The organism is Glycomyces luteolus (genome assembly GCF_027622875.1).
GTDB classification, from domain to species: Bacteria; Actinomycetota; Actinomycetes; order Mycobacteriales; family Micromonosporaceae; genus Glycomyces; species Glycomyces luteolus.
In genome coordinates this window covers 116216-134150 of record NZ_JAPZVP010000016.1, presented here as the reverse complement: position 1 = coordinate 134150, position 17935 = coordinate 116216, and the positions used below count along the sequence as shown (strand labels likewise).

Below are 17935 nucleotides of genomic sequence, written 5' to 3'. Positions count from 1 at the left end.
GCTGTGCGAGACCCTGAGCCGCCACAGCGCCCTCGAACCGCGGCGGATGGCCGACACCGTCCTCGACGAACTCGGCGTCGCCGGCGGCGCCCACGACGACATCTCCCTCATCATCGCCCGGTTGTGACGAGCCGCCCGCGGCCTCACCGCCGCACGGCCCCCGGGGACTCCGGCCGGCGCTCAGTGCGGAGCCACCAGTGCGCCCCCAGACCCGCCGGGTCGGTGAGCCTGGTCGAGGCGCTGGCCCTCGCCAGCTCCTCGGCGTACCTGATCGGGTCCTGGAAGGCGAGCGCGAGATCCGGGAGGGCCGCGTCCAGGCCGAGCCTCAGGAGGGCGTCCCGCTGGGATTCGAGGTGGTCGCACGCGATGGCGTCGACCGCGACGTGCGCCGTGATGTCCCTGGTGCCGTCCGGGATCGGCGGGGTTTCGCGGCCGCCCTTGAATCCGGTCATCGTGCCCGAGCGCGGGCGGTCGCCCTTCAGATGGCCGTAGTCGATCGCGAGGGCGGTGCCCAGCGCCAGGCGGGCGGTCAGGCCGCGCCACAGGTCTTCGCGGGGCGTGCCGATCTCGGCCCGTTCGCCTTCGGCGGCGATCGGCCACCATTCGGCGAGCCAGGCCGCGTCCGCACTGCTGATCGGGTCGCCCAGCCGGGTCTCGCCTGTCTCGTCGACCTCCTCGTAGCGGACCCGGCCGCGGGCATCGACCACCGCGACGTCGCACGGCGCGTTGTCGAGCAGCTCGCACGCGATGAGCAGGCCTTCGACCGACTCGGGGACTTCCGCCTGCCATTCGACGCGGCCCGGCAGGTACTCGGGCCGCGGCCGGAGTTCCACAGCCACCAGCCGGATGCGCTCGTCGAGGAGCCCGGCGAGTCGCTCCAAGAGCTCCCCGCCCCCCGCTCCCACGTCGACCACCGTGAACGCCTCCGGGCGGCCCAGGCGCTCGTCGACCTGGTCGGCGAACCGCGCGACCGCCTCCGCGAACGCCGGCGTCTGCGCACTGGTCGCGAAATGACGTCCCGGCAGCTCACGCCGGTAGAACCCGCCCGGCCCGTACAGGGCCCGAGCCATCGCCGCGCTCCAGCGCTCGAACCCCGTCATGGCCCCGACCATAGCCCGCGAGTGAGAATTGCCACTCACAGCCTCCCAGACTGGCGTTAGCGATCCCGCGAAGCACAATTAACGCGTAAGCAATGACCGGTACCTCGAAAAAAGGACTGGATCAGCAACATGGATCAGCAGCGCAGCGCAGCCCCGCAGCGGCCCGCCTCCCGACTCGCCGTCGGGATCGTCTCCGCAGGCAGGGTCGGCTCCATTCTCGGAGCGGCCCTCACCCGCGCCGGCCACCGGGTCGTCGCCGCTTCCGCCGTATCCGACGCCTCCCTCGCCCGCGCCGCCCGCCACCTGCCCGGCGCCGAGATCCTCCCCGCGCCCGACGTCGTCGCCGCCGCCGAACTGGTGCTCATCGCCGTCCCGGACGACGCCATCGCCGCCCTCGCCGCCTCCCTGCCCATCAGGCCGGGACAGATCGTCGTCCACACCTCCGGCGCACTCGGCGCCGACGTGCTGCGGCCTGCCCGCGACGCCGGGGCACTGACCGTCGCGCTGGCCCCCGCGATGACTTTCACGGGCCGCGACGAGGACCTCGAACGCCTCGCGGGCGTCTCATGGGCCATCACCGGCGAAGCCGAGGCCCGCTTCGTCGGCGAAGCGCTCGCACTGGAGATGGGCGGCACCCCCGAGCACGTGGACGAGGCCGACCGCGCCCGCTACCACGCCGCGCTCGTCTACGCCGCCAACCACTTGACGACCCTCGTGAACGACGCGGCCGACCAGCTGCGCGCCATCGGCGTCGCCAACCCCGAGCGGCTGCTCTCGCCGCTCGTGTCGGCCTCGCTCGACAACGCGCTGCGCCACGGCGACGCCGGGCTCACCGGCCCGGTCTCGCGCGGCGACGCCGGCACGGTCGCCCGCCACCTGGACGCGCTGGCCGGGACCGGGATCGAGGACGTGTACCGGACGATGGCCCGCCGCACCGCCGAGCGCGCCCTCGCGTCCGGCCGTTTGAAGAGCGCCGATGCCGAAGGGCTGCTCGAGGTCCTCGCGGAGCCGGAGAAGGAGGAGACGCCGTGACCGTTCTGGTCCACACCAAGGCCGACCTGGCGAAGGCCCGCGCGGCCCTGCCCGGGCGCGTCGCCGTCGTCCCCACGATGGGTGCGCTCCACGATGGACACCGTGCGAACTTCAAGCGCGCCAAGGAGGTCGCCGATTCGGTGATCGTCACGGTGTTCGTGAACCCGCTGCAGTTCAGGCCGAACGAGGACCTGGACAAGTACCCGCGCACCCTCGACGCCGACCTGGCGATGTGCGAGGCCGAAGGCGTCGACCTCGTGTTCGCGCCCAGCGTCAACGAGATGTACCCCGACGGCCGCGACGGGCTCACCACCGTCCATGCAGGACCGGACGGCGAGATCCTCGAGGGCGCTTCGCGGCCCGGGTTCTTCACCGGCGTGCTCACCGTCGTCTCGAAGCTCTTCCACCTGACCAAGCCGGACGCGGCCTGCTTCGGCGAGAAGGACTTCCAGCAGCTCGCGATGGTCCGCCGGATGAGCCGCGACCTCGACATGGGGATCGAGATCGTGCCCGTGGAGACGGACCGCGAAGCCGACGGCCTCGCCCGCTCGAGCCGCAACGTGTTCCTCTCCGAGGCCGAACGATCTGCCGCCCTTGCCATCCCGCGCGCCATCAAGGCCGCGCAGGACTCGCCCGACCCGCTCGCCGCGGCCCAGAAGACCCTGGCCGCCGAGCCCGGCCTGGAATTGGACTACGTCGTCGTCCGCGCCGCCGACCTCGGCGAGGCCCCCGCACAGGGGCCCGCGAGACTGCTCATCGCCGCTAAGGCGGGCACAACCCGCCTGATCGACAACGCCCCCGTAAGCATTGGAGACGCCCGATGATCCGGACCATGTTCAAGTCCAAGATCCACCGCGCCACCGTCACCCAGGCCGACCTCCACTACGTCGGCTCCGTGACCGTGGACGCAGACCTGCTCGACGCCGCCGACATCCTCGACGGCGAACTCGTCGCCATCGTCGACATCACCAACGGCGCCCGCCTCGAGACTTACACGATCGCGGGAGAGCGCGGCACCGGCGTCATCGGCATCAACGGCGCCGCCGCCCGCCTCGTCCAACCCGGCGATCTCGTGATCCTCATCTCCTACGCGCAGATGGAGGACGCCGAAGCCCGCGCGTTCAAACCCACCGTGGTCCACGTCAACGAACGCAACGAGATCATCGAGGTCAACGCGGACAAGGCCCACCCCGCCCCCGGCACCGCCGGCAACCCTGTGGCGTCCCCACTAGCCGCGCGGTAAGTTCTGTTTTCATGACCGACGAAGCGAAGCACGAGGCCGCCGAGAACGGCGCCGACAAGAACGGCGCGGACGAGAAGAAGGCCGACAAGCCCGAACCCGCCGACGACCTCAAGACCACCCACCACACCCTCGGAGAACTGGCCTACACCGCCACCACCGGCCGCATCGTCCTCCACGAGGAGATCACCGAGGACGACAAGTTCAACGGCCGCAAGCCCAAGGCCGAGGTCTCCATCACCTGGTACACCCTCGACGACGCCGACGTCACCGAACGCCCCGTCACCTTCGCCTTCAACGGCGGCCCCGGCTCCTCCTCGATCTGGCTGCACATGGGCCTCCTCGGCCCCCGCCGCGTGAACTCCGGCGACGCCGGGAGCCTCACCCCGCCGCCCTTCGGCCTGCTCGACAACGAGGAGACCCTGCTGCGCCACACCGACCTGGTCTTCATCGACCCGGTCTCCACCGGCTACTCCCGCGCCGTCGAAGGCGAAAAGGCCAAGGACTACCACGGATTCTCCAAGGACATCGAGTCCATCAGCGAGCTCATCCGGCTGTGGACCACCCGCAACAACCGCTGGCTCTCACCGAAGTTCCTCATCGGCGAGTCCTACGGCGGCACCCGCGGCGCCGGCATCGCCGAGTACCTCCAGACCCGGTTCGGCATGGCGCTCAACGGCGTCATGTTCATCGCCCCCGCGTTCAACACCGAGACGCTGTACCACGCCAGCCGCTCCGAACTGCCCGACCCGCTGTTCCTCCCCACCTACGCGGCCACCGCCCACTACCACGGGCTCCACCCCGACCGCACCCTCGAAGAAGTCGTCGACGAGGCCCGCGCCTACGCCGACGAGTTCCGCGGCATCCTCGCCAAGGGCCAGAACCTCGACCCCGAGACGCGCGCCGCCGCCGTCGCCAAGATCGCCTCGCTCGCCGGCGTGAGCGAGGACTACGTCGACCGCGCCAACCTCCGACTCGAGCACACCCGCTTCTACGCCGAGCTGCTGCGGCACAAGCGCCTCATCACCGGCCGCCTCGACACCCGCTTCACCGGGCCCGCCGACCACTACACGCACGAGCAGATGCCGTACGACCCCTTCCTGGTCGGCACCGACGGCCCGTACTCGGCCGCGCTCCAGTACTACGTGCGCTCCGAGCTCGAATACGAGAACGACCACGTGTACGAGCGCCTCTCCCGCGCGGTGCACCCGTGGTCGTACAAGGAATTCGAGGGCGAAGCCGTCGACGTCATCGGCAAACTCGGCAACGTCATGCGCCTCAACCCGTTCCTGCAGGTCCACATCGCGATGGGCCGCTACGACGGCGGCGTCCCCATCGAGGCCATCGAATACACCCTCGACCACCTCGAGATCCCCCTCGCCGACCGCGAACGCATCGAGACGAAGACCTACCCCGCCGGGCACATGATGTACGTCCACGAGGAATCACGCGTCCAGCAGTCCGCCGACCTCGCCGACTTCATCCAGCGCGCCGCAAACCGGGGCTGACACCGACATGCACGCGAATCCGGGCCCGGCAAGAGCCGCGACACGCGGCGAAGGCCGGGCCCGGCCGTGCGCGGCGGCGGGGCGAACCGGCGCCGCGGCCGCAGCTGCGCCGAACGTCCCCGGCGGCCCGCTTCAGCTCCCCTTCAGGAACACCCCGCTAGCGTTGCAACCGGGGGCCCTTTCCCAGAGGCGCGACGGACCTTCGGAGTGCCCCGGCATCAGGCCCGCGGCGCGCCCGACCCGCCTTGGCGCCACCGCGTCGAAAGCGGGACGCACGCCACACCCGGTTGGCACCCACCGTGCCCAGGGGGGCACAGTTGAGCCGTCCGCCGAGCCCATCGGCGGCGCACCCATCGAACGGGCACCCGGGCGACCGGGCGTCCACCGCTAGAAGGGCAACGGCACGTGTCACCCGCGACCATGCCTCACTCAGTGCCACTCCCGACCCTGCCGCGCCTCCCGCGCCGGATGCGGGCCGCGGCACCGACCTGGACCGAGACCACCGACGTGTGCGTCATCGGCTCCGGCGTCGCCGGGCTCACCTGCGCCCTCAACCTGCGCCGGGCCGGATTCCACGTCACCGTGGTCACCAAAGTCCGCATCGACGACGGCTCCACCCGCTGGGCCCAAGGCGGCGTCGCCGCCGTCCTCGACCCCCTCGACAGCCCCGAATCCCACGCCCGCGACACCCAGATCGCCGGCGTCGGCCTCTGCGACCCGGCCGCGGTCGACGTCACCGTCACCGAAGGCCCCGCCCGCATCGCCGACCTCATCCACCTCGGCACCGAGTTCGACCGCCACCCAGACGGCTCACTCCAGCTCACCCGCGAAGGCGGCCACCGGGCCCGCCGCATCGTCCACGCCGGCGGCGACGCCACCGGCGCCGAGATCCAGCGCGCCCTCCACGCCGCCGTCCTCCGCGACCCCTGGATTCGCATCATCGAGCACGCCATGGTCCTGGACCTGCTCACCGACGCCAAAGGCAACGCCGCCGGCGTCAGCCTCCACATCCTCGGCGAAGGCGTCGAGCACGGTGTCGGCGGCGTCGAAGCCCGCGCAGTCGTGCTCGCCACCGGCGGCCTCGGTCAGATCTTCCAGTCCACCACCAACCCCTCCGTGTCCATCGGCGACGGCGTGGCGCTGGCCCTCAGGGCCGGGGCGACTGTGACCGACCTCGAGTTCGTCCAGTTCCATCCGACCGCCTTGTTCCTCGAAGGCATCGGCGGGGACCGACAGCCCCTGATCACCGAGGCGATCCGCGGCGAGGGCGCGCACCTCCGCGACTACTCGGGCGAGCGCTTCATGGTCGGCGCGCACGAGCTCGCCGAGCTCGCCCCGCGCGACGTGGTCGCCAAGGCCGCCACCGCACGCATGCGCGCCGAGGGGAGGCCGCACGTGTGGCTCGACGCCCGCCACCTCGGCAAGGACATGCTGGAGACGCGTTTTCCCACCGTGACTTCGTCCTGCCGCGCGCTCGGCATCGACCCGGTCGTCGACATGATCCCGGTCGCGCCCGCCGCCCACTACTCCTCCGGCGGCGTGCGCACGGACCTGTTCGGGCGCACCAGCGTTCCCGGCCTCTACGCCGCCGGTGAGGCCGCCTGCACGGGCCTGCACGGCGCGAACCGCCTCGCCTCCAACTCGCTGCTCGAAGCGCTCGTGTTCGCCCAGCGCATCGCTGACGACCTCGCCGAGAACAAGCCCAGCCCCGGGATCGCCGAGGCGCCCGAGGGCGAGGGCGACGTCTGCTCCACGACCTCGCGCGCGCCGATCCAGGAGGCGATGACCGCCGGGGCCGGGGTGCTGCGCTCCGAGGCGTCGCTGGAGGCCACCGCAGCGTCGCTGACGGCTTTGGGGGACAATGTGTCTGGACGTCCGCGACCGGCCACATGGGAGGCGACGAACCTCCTCACGGTCGCCGCGGCCGTCACCGCCGCCGCCCACCGGCGGCGGGAGACCCGAGGCAGCCATTGGCGCGAGGACCACCCCGAGGCCGAAGCGGACTGGCTCGGGCACCTCAACCTCTCCATCAGCTCCGACGGGGAGCTCGAAACCATTTGGGAGCCCATCGCATGAGCCGATTCGCCGAAGCGCCCGGCGGGGCCGGACTGGACGAGCGCCTGCTCGCCCTCCGCCTCGACCCTGAAGACGTGTACGTGGCCGTCCAGGACTACCTGGACGAGGACCTCTCGCACGCCCGCCGCGACGTCACCTCCGAATCGATCTTCGGACCCGAGCGCAAGTCCACAGTAGCCGTGACCGCCCGCGCCGACGGGCTCCTCGCGGGCCTCCCGGTCGCGCACGCGGTCTTCCACGCCATGCCCGGCGACATCGAGTTCACTTACCTCGCTAAGGAAGGCGCGCGCATCCGCGCCGGCCAGGTCCTCGCCCGCGTCTCCGGCCCCACGCGCTCACTCCTCGCGGCCGAGCGCACCGCCCTGAACCTGCTGTGCCGCATGTGCGGCATCGCCACGCACACCCGCCGCTTCGCGGACGTGCTCGCCGACTGGCACACCACCGTCCTCGACACGCGCAAGACCACCCCGGGCCTGCGGGCCCTGGAGAAGTACGCGGTGCGCGCCGGCGGCGGCGACAACAAGCGCATGGGCCTCTACGACGTCGCGATGATCAAGGACAACCACAAGGAAGCGGCCGGTTCGATCAGCGAGGCCTTCGCCGCCGTCCGCTCGGCGGAGCCCGAGATCGACATCCAGGTCGAGGTCGAGACCATCGACGAGGCGCTCGAAGCGGTCGCCGCCGGTGCTGTGTTCCTCTTGTGCGACAACATGAGTCCCAAGGAGCTCACCGAGGTCGTCGAAGCGGTCGGGGAACGCGCCGAGCTCGAGGCCACCGGGCGCATCAGCCTCGACAGCGTGGTCGACTACGCCGCCACCGGGGTCGACTACATCTCGGTGGGCGCCCTCACCCACTCCTCGCCCATTCTGGACATCGGACTCGACTTCGAGGAGTAGACCGTGCTGCTGTGCGTGGACATCGGGAACACCAACACGGTGCTCGCCGTCTTCGAGGGCGAGACCCTCAAGCACTCGTGGCGGATCCGCACGGACCCGCACGCCACCGCCGACGAGCTGGGGCTCACCTTCAGGGCCCTGCTCGACGGTGACGGCGTGGACCTGAGCGGCATCGCCCTTTCGTCCACTGTGCCCCAACAGGGTGCGGAGGTCGCGAAGATGGTGCAGCGGTACTACCCGCACGCGCACCTCGTGCAGATCGCCCCCGGCATCAAAACCGGTGTGCGCCTGAGCATCGACAACCCCCGCGAGGCCGGGCCCGACCGGATCGCGAACACGCACGCGGCCTTCCACCTCTACGGCGGGCCCTGCATCACCGTGGACTTCGGGACCTCGACCAACATCGACGTCATCTCCGAGCACGGCGACTTCCTCGGCGGGGCCTTCGCCCCGGGCATCGAGATCTCGATCGACGCCCTGGCCTCACGCGCCGCCAACCTGCTGAAGATCCCGCTCGTCAAGCCGCGCAGCGTCATCGGCAAGAACACCGTCGAATGCCTCCAGTCGGGCATGGTCTACGGCACTGCGGCGCAGGTCGACGGCCTCGTCCGCCGCATCACCGAAGAACTCGGCGCCACCCCGACGGCGGTTGTCGCCACCGGCGGCCTCGCCCCGGTCGTGATCGAGCAGTGCGAGACGGTCACCCACTACGAACCCAACCTCACCTTGCACGGCCTCAGAATGATCTGGGACCGCAACGTCTGATGGTGATCGCGACCCTGGGCCAGGCGGGTGCGGGCGCCGACTGGTTCGCGTGGGCCGCGATCTTCGCCGCCGGGTTCGGCGCAGGAACGATCAACACCGTCGTCGGCTCGGGGACCCTGATCTCGTTCCCGGTGCTGCTTCTGCTCGGATACCCGCCGGTGGTCGCGAACGTCTCCAACACGCTCGGGCTGGTCCCCGGCAGCCTCTCCGGCACCTTCGGCTACCGGCGTGAACTGCGCGCCACCGCGCACCTGGCGCGGCTCCTGCTGCCCGCTTCGGCGGTCGGCGGCGCCGCCGGTGCCGCGCTCCTGTTCCTGCTGCCGTCGGAGGCGTTCGAGCTGATCGTGCCCGCGCTCATTGCGCTCGGCATCGCGATGGCCCTGCTCGGACCGCTCGTGCAACGCGCCGCGGCCCGCCGCGCGGCCTCCCGGCCCGAGGCCGCGAGCGTCCCGTGGTGGAAGACCGCCGGCACGTTCGCGGGGGTGCTCCTGCTCGGCGTGTACGGCGGCTACTTCGGTGCGGCCCAAGGGATCCTCATCGTCGGCCTGCTGAGCCTGCTCACTGCCGAGACGATCCAGTCCCTCAACGGTCTCAAGAACCTCCTGGTCATGGTCGTCAACCTCATCGCGGCCGCCACCTTCGCCCTGATCGCCCCCGCCAGCCTCGACTGGCCCGCGGTCGCCCTCATCGCCACCGGCTCCGCCCTCGGCGGCCTCGTCGGCGCCCGCATCGGACGCAGGCTCCCCGCCCCCGCCCTCCGCGGCGCCATCGCGGTCGTCGGCACTGCCGCGATCGTCTACATGCTCGCGACTTGATTCCAGGGGTTGCCGGGGAACCGGGGCCGCTGACCGGCGCGGACTGACCGGATGCGCGACCGTTGACGCGCATCTCCGTCCCGCTTACAATCCGTATGTCCGCCAGTGCCTCCAGTGACGCCTGCTTTCCCTTCATCCCCATTTGCGAGTGTGCGCATGTCGAGTGAGACGGCCGTTTTCTCTGACCACCTCCAGTCCGGAGAGTCGGTGCGCTGCGCGTTCTCGGCGTGGGTCCGCGCGGGGCTGGCCCGACGCGTGCTGGGGGTGACCGATCGGCGGGTGATCATGGTCAGGAGCGCCTATTGGCGGCTCAGCGACAAAGGCCTCCTGTGGGCCGATCCGATCGATCAAGTGGCGCTCCACGGCACCTACGGCGTCTTGCTTCTCAACGGCCTCAACACCGGCAACGCCTACGTCCGGCTGAGGCGAGCTGACGGCACGACCGTGACGTTCAATCCGAGAAGCAGTTTCGTCGGCAATACCGAATCCGCGGTGAGGAACGTCGAGCGGCTCTTCGACCTCGTACCCGGCCGTCTCTGACAGGCGCATCCAACGCCCCGCGACCAAGGAGTGAACCATGAGCGGTCGTTCGACTGTCCGCGTCAAGGTCAAGCACACCCTCGAGAGCAGCGTCTCTATAGGCCGCAGCTACCAGAAGTGGATGGAGTCGAGACGGGAGTTGGATCGACCTTCGCGCGCGGAGGGAAATGCCGAACGGACCGCCGCTTGCGACTTCTGCGGCGCCGAACTCGTCGTCACGGTGAGCTGCTGGAGCCGAGTCCTGGTAGGTCGGCTGATCTACCTGCTCGTCGCACTGCTCATGCTCGCCGTCATCCTCTTGCAAGTGCAATGGCTCGAGGTCCACGGCGACGAACCGGCCGACGATTCGAACTATGTCACGTTGTTCGCCATAGCATTCGTCGCCTGTGCGATCGGATTCTTCGTGTTCCTGGGGCTCGCGTTCGGGCATGACGGCGTCCGGTTGCGGGGCCGCCGGGATGCGAACGGTGTATTCAAGAAACTTGATGCGACCGCGGACGACATCGGAGAAGGCATGTCAAAGTTCCCGGTCCATACAGTCGACGCCACCGGTGCCCAGTTCTCGATCGACATCGGACTGGTCCTGGACGATTGACGCCGGTGATGCCCACCTGATCCTGCCGAGGGAGTCAGGATGATCTTGGACTGCGGGTCCGACCGCGTTTGGGCCGACCGGCCAGCGGATCGCCCGGCTCGATGCTTCCCACGGGCCCGCATCCTCGCAGCGCGGGGATGCGGGCCCGTCTGCGTGTCACTCCTCGGGGCGGCCGAGGATCCAGGTGGTCATGCGCTTCCTCGCGTAGTGGACCAGGTGTTCCGGGTTGGCGCTGAGCCACTCGTGGCGACGCAGCTCATAGGCGAGTGCCGCGTAGTGCGCCTGGTTGCGCCGCTGCTCTGACAGCGGCTCGGTGAGGTGCGGTTCGCCGTAGAGGGCGCGGGTGACGGCTTCGACGGCGAGGTGGTCTGGCGGTGGGACGGCCCCGCGTCCCGCTTGGCGGAGTTCGGTCATGAACGCGCCCAGGCGTTCGTAGTCGATCGGGCCCGCCCCGAGCCCGGCGCCGGGCCCGAAACGGTATTCGAGGACGACGGCGACGGCGGCCCGGAGGTGTTCGGCGGCGATGCCGTGGTCCCTTGCCTGGAACTGCTGCCGGAGTTTCGACGCGGTCTCGACCTCGCCGGTGACGAGCGCGGTCAAGTGGGTGCGGTGGAGCGCATCAGGTGTCATGCGTCGGCCCCTTCCTGGGCGGGTGCGTGCTGTTCGGGTGCGTACTGGACAGGCCCGCCGGTCTCGCCGACGCCGCTGCTCTCGGCGGCCTCGTCCGCTTGGGCTGCTTTCGGTCGCCGTGGTGAGAGGGCCGTGGACTCGAACGCTTCGCTGAGCATCTCGGCGCGGGCCTCCTCGGCGAGCTGGAAGCGTTCGGCCAGTTCGGCCTCGGTCATGGTCTTGTCGGCGAGTTCGTCGATGACCGCCCACATGTACGCGGCCTGCTCGGTGTGCGGGATCTCGTTGAGCAGACCCGATTCGCCGGTGACGGCCCGGGCCATCGCCTCGGCGCGCAGCGCTTCGAACTGGTTCTCGGGAGGGTAGTGCTTGTCGTGCAACCGCTTCGTAAGCGCGGCGAGGTCCGCCGGGTCGGGTTCGTAGCCCAGTTCCTCGAAGACGAACTGGCTGAACAGTGTCAGCGTGAACAGCAGGTGGTGCATGCACTGCTCGTCACCGATCGCGGCGGCGAGCCTTTCGGTTTCGACGGTGTCGCCGGTGAGGCGGGCGGTGGCGTGCGCCCTGAACAGCGCGGAGTTCTCGGCGGGGGCCATGTCGGATTCCATGTCGGCTTCGTTGGTCATCGTGCGGTCATCCTTCGCATTCACGTTGGGCCGCCAGCCAGGCGGCGATCGCCTCGTGTTTGATCGCCTGGGCCCGGCCCGGTTGGCGGGCCCAATCGAGGTGGTCGGGTTCGGTGATGTGCAGCTCCGCCCGACCGGTTCCGAGGCCCGGCGCGCCCTGATCGGCGGAGGCCGCACCGAGGATGGGGCGATCGCCTGCGGCGCGGTAGAATCCCGTGGCAAAGCCCGTGACGAAGCCCAGGACGGGCGGCAGGATGTCCGGGAAGGTGATCCACAGCCTCGGGATCGCGTACAGCACGCCGATCCGGACGCGCCGCCCGCCGATGTAGGCCTCGGCCACGGTGGCGAGCCCTTCAGGGTCGATCCCGCCGAACGACTTCACCGGCAGCGGGATCTCCTTGAGCGCCTGCGCATACCGGGCCCGGACGCGATGCGGAGCGAGTCGGCCTACGCCCATGCCACACCTCCCTGCACGTGTCGGCGTGCCGCCTCGGGCCGCGCCGAACCGGTGCGGGTGTGAGGCCGCGCAGAGTCGGTGCGGGTCTGGGGCCTCGCCGAAGCGGCCCGGGCCCGCTGCGCTCCGCGTACCGCCCCGGCGAACCGGGCGGTGCGGGCCGCGAGTGCGGTGCGGCGGTCTGGTGGGACCGGCTTGTCCGCGCGTGGCTTGGGACGGTGGCGGAGGAGCCCGGTGATCAGGCGGATCCCGCGTGCGATCCGGCCGATCGTCGGGCCGCACTCGCGTTCGATCGCGGTCTGCGAGCGATGGGCGGCGGCGAGGTCGGCGGATTTCTCGATGAACCGGTCCCAAGCGTCCTCGCGGAGTTTGTTGAACCGGTGCGGCGGTTCCACGGGGATGTCGGTCGCGCGGCGGTCGGCCTGGCGGGGCACGTGCGGGTGGTGCTGTGGCGGCTGCGATGCCGGAGGTTCGCGGAACGATTCGCGCCCTTCGGGTTCGGACCGGGCCCAGGGTTGAGGACGGGTCGCCGCCTGCCGACGCGGCCGGTCTTCCGGAACCGACTGCCGCACTGGCGGTTCGGGAGGGTCGGTGTTGTCGCGGTCGGCGCTGCCGCGTGGCGTGGAGGGTGCGCGGTCGGTGGTTGCGTTGTGGTTGTTTGCGGTGGTTTCGCGTTGGTTGCTTTCCCGCGCTTCGCGTTCGCGGGTGATGCGGGTGCGGCGTTCCCAGAGCGCTTCGGCCTGCTCGGCCCACTCGGCTTTCTCGGGTTCTTCCTCGATCTCCCACCAGGGGATCGGGTCGGGGAGTTCGTCGCGGCGGTGACGACCGGTGCGGCGGTCGGGGAACCAGCCGGGGGAGCCGAATGGACCCGGGTCGAGGGCGTCGTAGGGACGGGACCGGTCGATCAGCCAGGTGTCGCCTGGCTTGTGGCGCAGGTGCATCGGCTCGTAGCGGGGCGAGGCGGGATCGGAGTCGGGTGCGTCCAGGTCGCACAGGTCGGGACGGGTTTGGTACCGGTAGGCGCCCGGAGTCAGCGGGTCGGGGGACCCGTCGGTCAGGTAGAGACGACGGTTCGCCCAGTCGTAGAAGCCGTCGACCTCGGTGAACAGGCCGGGGTTCTGCGGGTGTGGGAACGCGCGGTTGTGGCGCGGGTCGGGTGAGGTCGGACCGGCCTTTCCGGGTGTGAACCCGGGGACGAAGTCGGTGGCGGCGGACTCTGCGCCCAGGTCGGGCCCGGTTGCGGGGTCGCTTCCGCGCTTGAACTGATCAGCGGCTTGGTCCGGTGCGGGATCGTGGTGGGTGCCGGGGGCGGTGGCGGTGTTGTCCCCGGAACCGTTGGCGGGACGGTCTCTTTCGGGGCCACACCCATTCGCGGTGTAGTCGGTGTGGTCTCCGGCGGAGTCGTGCCCGCTGGCGGTGCGGTGTTCGGTGGAGTCGAACCCTCTGGCAGCGCGGGTTCCTGCGGGTTCGCACTCGTTGGCGACGTTTCCTGCGAGGTCGTATCCGCTGGCGGCATGGTCTCCCGCGAGGTCGTAACCGCTCGCGACGAGGTTCTCTGACCGATCGGAGCGATCGGTGAACCGCCCGGGTCGGTTGAGACGATCAGCGGCCTGCCGCGATCGGCTTGCCGAGGGGTTGTCGTGCTGGCCGTGGGCCTGATCAGGCGCTGAGTCTGGGCCGGGTGCGGGGTCCTCGTCGGCGAGGGCGCGGAGGCGCTTGCGCCACTTGAGGGTGAGGTCCGACTCCGGGCCACGGTCGAAGCCGGCGGCCGGGGCCGGACGGGAGTAGATGGATGCGTCGGCAGTGATGCCGGAGACGGGTTCAACGCTGTGTTCGGGATCGAACCGCCGGGAATGGCTGTTTTCAGGTACGCCCGAATAGCGTATCGTCGTAGACGACACGGAAGGCTCGCTTTCTGTTGTTGGTCGCCCGGCGGAGCAGGTTTTAGCGGACTCAGCCCGCCGGGCGACACTTCCATTCTGGCCTATTGATAATGGCTGATGTGATCTGGATGCTTCGTAACAAGCTCCGTTCGAGACGTAAGAACTTGGCTCGCTTGCGATTGCGACTGCCGGTCCTTCGATGATGACTCACTAAAAACTTACGTGTCAACTTACGGCACAAATGTGTCTAGAGCTTTTTCAGACGAGCTTGGGCGGCAAGACCAAAGGCCTTGCCGCCCAAGCGCTTTCGCGAGTGTGACGCTACTCGCTCTCTTCGTCGGTCATCTCGATGACCTCGTCAATGAACGACTCCTTGTCCACTGCACTGAGTTCGAGATCGGTCATGAGCGCATACGGCAGCATGAGCAAGAGCTGCCGAACAAGTGAGACATCGAGGCCATCGAGCAGGCCTTCCTCGCCTCGACCGGATCGAATCATCGCCTCGACCACAGTCGGCTTCAAGAGCTCGGCGGCATTCGGGAATCGGTCAGCGAGGCCCTTGCTATAGGCGGCTACTTCGGCGTAGGTCGATCCGGTCGGAAAGCGCCGCTCGGCGGCGACGGCTAGAGCGGATCCGGCTAGAGCGTAGGTTCGCGCTGGGCCGATCCGGGCTGCGATTGACTTCGGGTTTTCGGAGCCTTTGGTGATCATCGCGGTCAGAAGCGCGACTTCATCAGGGTTCCTGTCTGCCATGATCTTCGGCCTTCCTTTGCCCCGAGTGGGTTCGATCGAATTGTCGCACGATCGGCTGAACCGCTTTCGCCATGACCACCGAGGTCACGAAGGCGGCCATAATCGCGCCGCCGCCACCGACCTTCGGCACAGGCACATCGGTCACGACCGGCCCGTACGAACTTTGCGTCTCTGAAACGGCGTTTTGCTGGGCCTTCGATGGTGACGGCTCGTCGTAGAAGGCTTCCCAAGCTAGATCGAAGTTCTTGTCGAAGGTCTTGGTTGCGTCTTCGATTTGGTCGCCCTTGCCGACCGCCTCGTTGAAGATCGTCGCACCCTTCTTGCGCCTGACCGGTTCGAGAAGGTCTGCGCCGTTCGGGGTCGGCTCTTGGCGCAGATGCGGCGGGATCGCATCGAGTCCAGCTTTCGGTGCGCCGGTTTGCGGGTCAACCCTTGTCAGCGGAACTACACCGCCAGATCCAGGAGCGCTTGGCCCCATCTTGCCATGGATGGCCGACAAGACAATGAAGTGAGCTTTCACCAACGCGCCCTGCAACGCAGCGCGCATCGACTCCGCTTCCTCGATCTTGTCGACCACACCGCGCATACGCTCCGACGCGACCTCGACGCCAAGGCCGCCAAGCGCACTGGCCGTGTGCTCGGCCTGGCCCTTCGACGAATTGATCGGTCCGGCGACCGCCTCGACCGCAGCCCGGTCGGACTCGATCTTGGCGGCCAAGTCCTGAAGACTCGCCACGGCCGAAACTTACTGCTGCTTCGCAGCCGCCGCCGCAGCCATCGCCTCGTTCAGCTTGTTCTGAAGGGCCGTAGCCATCGCACTGCACTCCTCCAACGCTTCTTTGCAACCCGTCATCGCCGCCATCGCACCCTCGACGCCCAAGGCCTGCAACTGACCCAGGGTCTCCTCGGTCATCGCCTTGCTGCCCTCGATCTGTCCCTGAACTTCCGTCACCGCGTTCGCGTTCGCGCTGACCGAGGCGATCACTTCATCAATCGAAGCCATGGGGTTGTCCGTTCTCGCTCGTACCGGCTGGGGCGCAAGAGATCGCGATACCGCGCCTTCGGCTCGACACAGCCGCGCGGCACCACGCTCCGTCATCGCGGCTCACGTTACCCGAACCGGCCCAACCACGCACGCCACGCAGGACCGGAGCGCGGTCAGGCGGACGGCGATGAATCCGGATCCGAATGCCGATCGAGCACGGCCTCGGCCCACTCGGGCGGGAGTAGCAAACCCTCTGGTATGCCATCATCAAATTCCGAGAAGCATGGAAGGTCGTTCGGACCGTCGGCGAGGCCTCTAAAGTGAACCCCGGCCGGGGAGACGATGGCCTGGAGATTCATGCCGTGGTGCCGGTTTCGGATGGTGGTGGGTTGGTCGATCCTTGAGACCGGAGATGGAGTTCCTGCCGGTGTCCCGCCGGTGTCCCGCCTTGAAAACGGCACCCTCCCGGACCAGAATGCATCGAGGACGCCTCAGGGAATTTCGATCCCGGCGCCTTCCCGATCGCTCAACGTACTGCGTCAGGGCTGTGCAAGATACTGCGGGAGAGCCGCGCGGCGAACGCCGCAGCGCCCTGGCCTGCAAGCTCACTCGATTTCCAAGGAGTCGGACATGACCTCGCTCAACCGCCGGCAATTCAACCGTTCGCTCCTCGCACTTCCAGCCGCCGCGCTGGTCGGCACGGGCCTAGGTTCGCTCGCCCCCGGAACGGCCTCGGCCGCCCCCGCCGACTGGAACACGCAGTTTCTCGCGGGCACTCTGGGCAGCAACATCATGCGTCAAACGCGATATGGAGGCGGCAGCTGGAACGCGCGCTGGAATGAAATCGCCCCCGATCCCATTCACAAGGCTCTCTACTCCATCTCTGCCGCGGGCATCTCCAACAATCTCCACATCGTCGCCTGCATCGGTGAGGAGGGTCCGAAGCACGCCGTCCGGAACACCGCCGACGGCTCGTCGACGGCATTCAGTCCCATTCCCTCGCAATCGGGCCCCACGGGCATTGTCCTGGTCGCGGCGGCATCTGTCGGCACCCAGCTGCATGTTTTTGCCTCGATCCGCGACAGCGGCGACCTGTACCACACGGTCCGCAACGGGGACGGCACCTGGTGGGCCAGTTGGAGGCTGCTCCGGAGCTTCGCGAGCAGCATCGATCACATCGCCACGACCAAGGTCGGCACCACGATCGACACCGCCGTCGTCTCCAACGGCGAAATCCTCCACGCGATCCGATCCTCGGGCGGGACTTGGACTGGCTGGGGCAACATCGAGGGCGCGGCCGGCGAGATCGGCGAAGTCAATGAGGTGACCTTGGCGGGGATCGGCTCGAGTCTCCATGTCGTAGCGATGGCCAATGGCTATGGCCTCTACCACGCCATCCGCAAAGTGGACGCGACCTGGCAGCGGTTCCAGGAGCCGGCTGTACTCGAAGGCAAGATTCCTTTTAGTGCCAGTGCCGCCAACGCCGGCGGCGAACTGCAGTTGGGGATCCTCGAACTGGTCGACGGCAAGCAGGTCGCCTCGCACACCATCCGTCGCGCCGATGGAACATGGCAGCCGGTCAGGTTCATCTCCACCGCAGGTCTGACTGAAACCGACGACGACCTAGCGAATCTGGTATTGGCCGCCACTTCCCGCTGACGGTTCATCCGGGAGCTTTGGGCTGGTAATTGGCGGATCTTGGAGTTGATCGCGAGTTCCGTTTTAGGGCTTGGGTTCCGTTTCGCTAAGAACGATCTGTGAGCGGTCACAGTTAGACTCGGGCCTCGATGCGATTGCGGCCCTTAGCTCTTACGCGAAGTGGCGATGGAGCACGGGCGTCGCCGAAGCGCTCGTCAGCCGTAGGAGGGGTGGGCATCCGCCAGTTCTATCAGAGTTCGGCCATCTGAGGGTCCCGCTGAAACCGCGCTGACCGGGCATCCGCGGCCCTGTGCCGCTCTGGACATCGACGTAAACGTCGATGTCAAGAGCGGAGAGGGCGGGGACGGGGTGGTCCAACTCTGTCAAGGCCGACTATCGCGGGAG

Annotated in this window: 19 protein-coding genes; 11 read left to right on the top strand and 8 right to left on the bottom strand. The window is 68.7% G+C overall.

Annotation, left to right across the window (positions count from 1 at the left end; genetic code table 11):
* Positions 1-143 precede the first annotated feature (143 nt).
* On the bottom strand, positions 144-1100 hold the full coding sequence (locus O1R50_RS19450; RefSeq protein WP_270111844.1) for an SAM-dependent methyltransferase: 957 nt from the start codon (positions 1098-1100) through the stop codon (positions 144-146).
* Positions 1101-1229: 129 nt separating this feature from the next.
* On the opposite strand from O1R50_RS19450, the gene O1R50_RS19445 reads away from it, so the two are divergent.
* The 10 genes from O1R50_RS19445 (at position 1230) to O1R50_RS19400 (ending at position 10567) form a co-directional block, all read left to right on the top strand.
* Entirely contained in the window at positions 1230-2132 is a 903-nt protein-coding gene (locus tag O1R50_RS19445; RefSeq protein ID WP_270111843.1) for a Rossmann-like and DUF2520 domain-containing protein, read from the top strand.
* Positions 2129-2956, top strand: a complete 828-nt coding sequence (gene panC / locus O1R50_RS19440) for a pantoate--beta-alanine ligase (RefSeq protein WP_270111842.1) — start codon at positions 2129-2131, stop codon at positions 2954-2956. Before O1R50_RS19445 ends, panC begins: the two co-directional genes overlap by 4 nt.
* The gene (gene panD, locus O1R50_RS19435; protein ID WP_270111841.1) at positions 2953-3375 is read left to right on the top strand and encodes an aspartate 1-decarboxylase; all 423 of its coding nucleotides are present in this window, start codon (positions 2953-2955) and stop codon (positions 3373-3375) included. Before panC ends, panD begins: the two co-directional genes overlap by 4 nt.
* A gap of 11 nt (positions 3376-3386) precedes the next feature.
* Positions 3387-4880, top strand: a complete 1494-nt coding sequence (locus O1R50_RS19430) for a S10 family peptidase (RefSeq protein WP_270111840.1) — start codon at positions 3387-3389, stop codon at positions 4878-4880.
* A gap of 420 nt (positions 4881-5300) precedes the next feature.
* Positions 5301-6956, top strand: a complete 1656-nt coding sequence (locus O1R50_RS19425) for an L-aspartate oxidase (protein ID WP_408612749.1) — start codon at positions 5301-5303, stop codon at positions 6954-6956.
* Entirely contained in the window at positions 6953-7852 is a 900-nt protein-coding gene (gene nadC / locus O1R50_RS19420; protein ID WP_270111838.1) for a carboxylating nicotinate-nucleotide diphosphorylase, read from the top strand. The genes O1R50_RS19425 and nadC overlap by 4 nt, the downstream gene beginning before the upstream one ends.
* 3 nt (positions 7853-7855) lie before the next feature.
* Positions 7856-8617 (top strand): type III pantothenate kinase, encoded by a 762-nt coding sequence (locus O1R50_RS19415; RefSeq protein WP_270111837.1) that lies wholly within the window; start codon positions 7856-7858, stop codon positions 8615-8617.
* Complete coding sequence (locus O1R50_RS19410) at positions 8617-9432, top strand: sulfite exporter TauE/SafE family protein (RefSeq protein ID WP_270111836.1); 816 nt, start codon at positions 8617-8619, stop codon at positions 9430-9432. The genes O1R50_RS19415 and O1R50_RS19410 overlap by 1 nt, the downstream gene beginning before the upstream one ends.
* Positions 9433-9588: 156 nt before the next feature.
* Positions 9589-9972, top strand: a complete 384-nt coding sequence (locus tag O1R50_RS19405; RefSeq protein ID WP_270111834.1) for a hypothetical protein — start codon at positions 9589-9591, stop codon at positions 9970-9972.
* A 37-nt stretch (positions 9973-10009) separates the two neighbouring features.
* Positions 10010-10567 carry a hypothetical protein gene (locus O1R50_RS19400; protein ID WP_270111833.1) on the top strand — a complete coding sequence of 186 codons (558 nt, stop codon included), beginning with the start codon at positions 10010-10012 and terminating at the stop codon, positions 10565-10567.
* A gap of 156 nt (positions 10568-10723) precedes the next feature.
* On the opposite strand, the gene O1R50_RS19395 is transcribed toward O1R50_RS19400, so the two are convergent.
* From O1R50_RS19395 to O1R50_RS19365, 7 genes are all read right to left on the bottom strand, one after another.
* Positions 10724-11197, bottom strand: coding sequence for a hypothetical protein (locus tag O1R50_RS19395; protein WP_270111832.1), 474 nt, complete (start codon positions 11195-11197; stop codon positions 10724-10726).
* A complete protein-coding gene (locus O1R50_RS19390; protein ID WP_270111831.1) occupies positions 11194-11817 on the bottom strand; it encodes a prolipoprotein diacylglyceryl transferase in 624 nt (207 codons plus the stop codon). Before O1R50_RS19390 ends, O1R50_RS19395 begins: the two co-directional genes overlap by 4 nt.
* 7 nt (positions 11818-11824) lie before the next feature.
* Complete coding sequence (locus O1R50_RS19385; protein ID WP_270111830.1) at positions 11825-12274, bottom strand: hypothetical protein; 450 nt, start codon at positions 12272-12274, stop codon at positions 11825-11827.
* Positions 12265-14172 carry a hypothetical protein gene (locus O1R50_RS19380; RefSeq protein ID WP_270111829.1) on the bottom strand — a complete coding sequence of 636 codons (1908 nt, stop codon included), beginning with the start codon at positions 14170-14172 and terminating at the stop codon, positions 12265-12267. The genes O1R50_RS19385 and O1R50_RS19380 overlap by 10 nt, the downstream gene beginning before the upstream one ends.
* 303 nt (positions 14173-14475) lie before the next feature.
* A complete protein-coding gene (locus O1R50_RS19375; protein ID WP_270111828.1) occupies positions 14476-14907 on the bottom strand; it encodes a hypothetical protein in 432 nt (143 codons plus the stop codon).
* Complete coding sequence (locus O1R50_RS19370) at positions 14888-15625, bottom strand: hypothetical protein (protein ID WP_270111827.1); 738 nt, start codon at positions 15623-15625, stop codon at positions 14888-14890. The genes O1R50_RS19375 and O1R50_RS19370 overlap by 20 nt, the downstream gene beginning before the upstream one ends.
* Before the next feature lie 27 nt (positions 15626-15652).
* Positions 15653-15910: a hypothetical protein gene (locus O1R50_RS19365; protein ID WP_270111826.1), complete on the bottom strand. Its 258-nt coding sequence runs from the start codon at positions 15908-15910 to the stop codon at positions 15653-15655.
* Positions 15911-16522: 612 nt separating this feature from the next.
* Between O1R50_RS19365 and O1R50_RS19360 the strand changes: the two genes are divergently transcribed.
* Positions 16523-17551 carry a hypothetical protein gene (locus O1R50_RS19360; RefSeq protein WP_270111825.1) on the top strand — a complete coding sequence of 343 codons (1029 nt, stop codon included), beginning with the start codon at positions 16523-16525 and terminating at the stop codon, positions 17549-17551.
* Positions 17552-17935: the final 384 nt, after the last annotated feature.

Bases quoted from the DNA above. Each gene is read 5' to 3' on its own strand.
- O1R50_RS19390 (WP_270111831.1), bottom strand. From the start codon at position 11,817: ATGACCAACGAAGCCGACATGGAATCCGACATGGCCCCCGCCGAGAAC.
- O1R50_RS19450 (WP_270111844.1), bottom strand. From the start codon at position 1,100: ATGACGGGGTTCGAGCGCTGGAGCGCGGCGATGGCTCGGGCCCTGTAC.
- O1R50_RS19360 (WP_270111825.1), top strand. From the start codon at position 16,523: ATGACCTCGCTCAACCGCCGGCAATTCAACCGTTCGCTCCTCGCACTT.
- O1R50_RS19430 (WP_270111840.1), top strand. From the start codon at position 3,387: ATGACCGACGAAGCGAAGCACGAGGCCGCCGAGAACGGCGCCGACAAG.
- O1R50_RS19405 (WP_270111834.1), top strand. From the start codon at position 9,589: ATGTCGAGTGAGACGGCCGTTTTCTCTGACCACCTCCAGTCCGGAGAG.
- O1R50_RS19410 (WP_270111836.1), top strand. From the start codon at position 8,617: ATGGTGATCGCGACCCTGGGCCAGGCGGGTGCGGGCGCCGACTGGTTC.
- O1R50_RS19400 (WP_270111833.1), top strand. From the start codon at position 10,010: ATGAGCGGTCGTTCGACTGTCCGCGTCAAGGTCAAGCACACCCTCGAG.
- O1R50_RS19395 (WP_270111832.1), bottom strand. From the start codon at position 11,197: ATGACACCTGATGCGCTCCACCGCACCCACTTGACCGCGCTCGTCACC.
- panD (WP_270111841.1), top strand. From the start codon at position 2,953: ATGATCCGGACCATGTTCAAGTCCAAGATCCACCGCGCCACCGTCACC.
- O1R50_RS19365 (WP_270111826.1), bottom strand. From the start codon at position 15,910: ATGGCTTCGATTGATGAAGTGATCGCCTCGGTCAGCGCGAACGCGAAC.
- O1R50_RS19425 (WP_408612749.1), top strand. From the start codon at position 5,301: ATGCCTCACTCAGTGCCACTCCCGACCCTGCCGCGCCTCCCGCGCCGG.
- O1R50_RS19375 (WP_270111828.1), bottom strand. From the start codon at position 14,907: ATGGCAGACAGGAACCCTGATGAAGTCGCGCTTCTGACCGCGATGATC.
- nadC (WP_270111838.1), top strand. From the start codon at position 6,953: ATGAGCCGATTCGCCGAAGCGCCCGGCGGGGCCGGACTGGACGAGCGC.
- O1R50_RS19385 (WP_270111830.1), bottom strand. From the start codon at position 12,274: ATGGGCGTAGGCCGACTCGCTCCGCATCGCGTCCGGGCCCGGTATGCG.
- O1R50_RS19445 (WP_270111843.1), top strand. From the start codon at position 1,230: ATGGATCAGCAGCGCAGCGCAGCCCCGCAGCGGCCCGCCTCCCGACTC.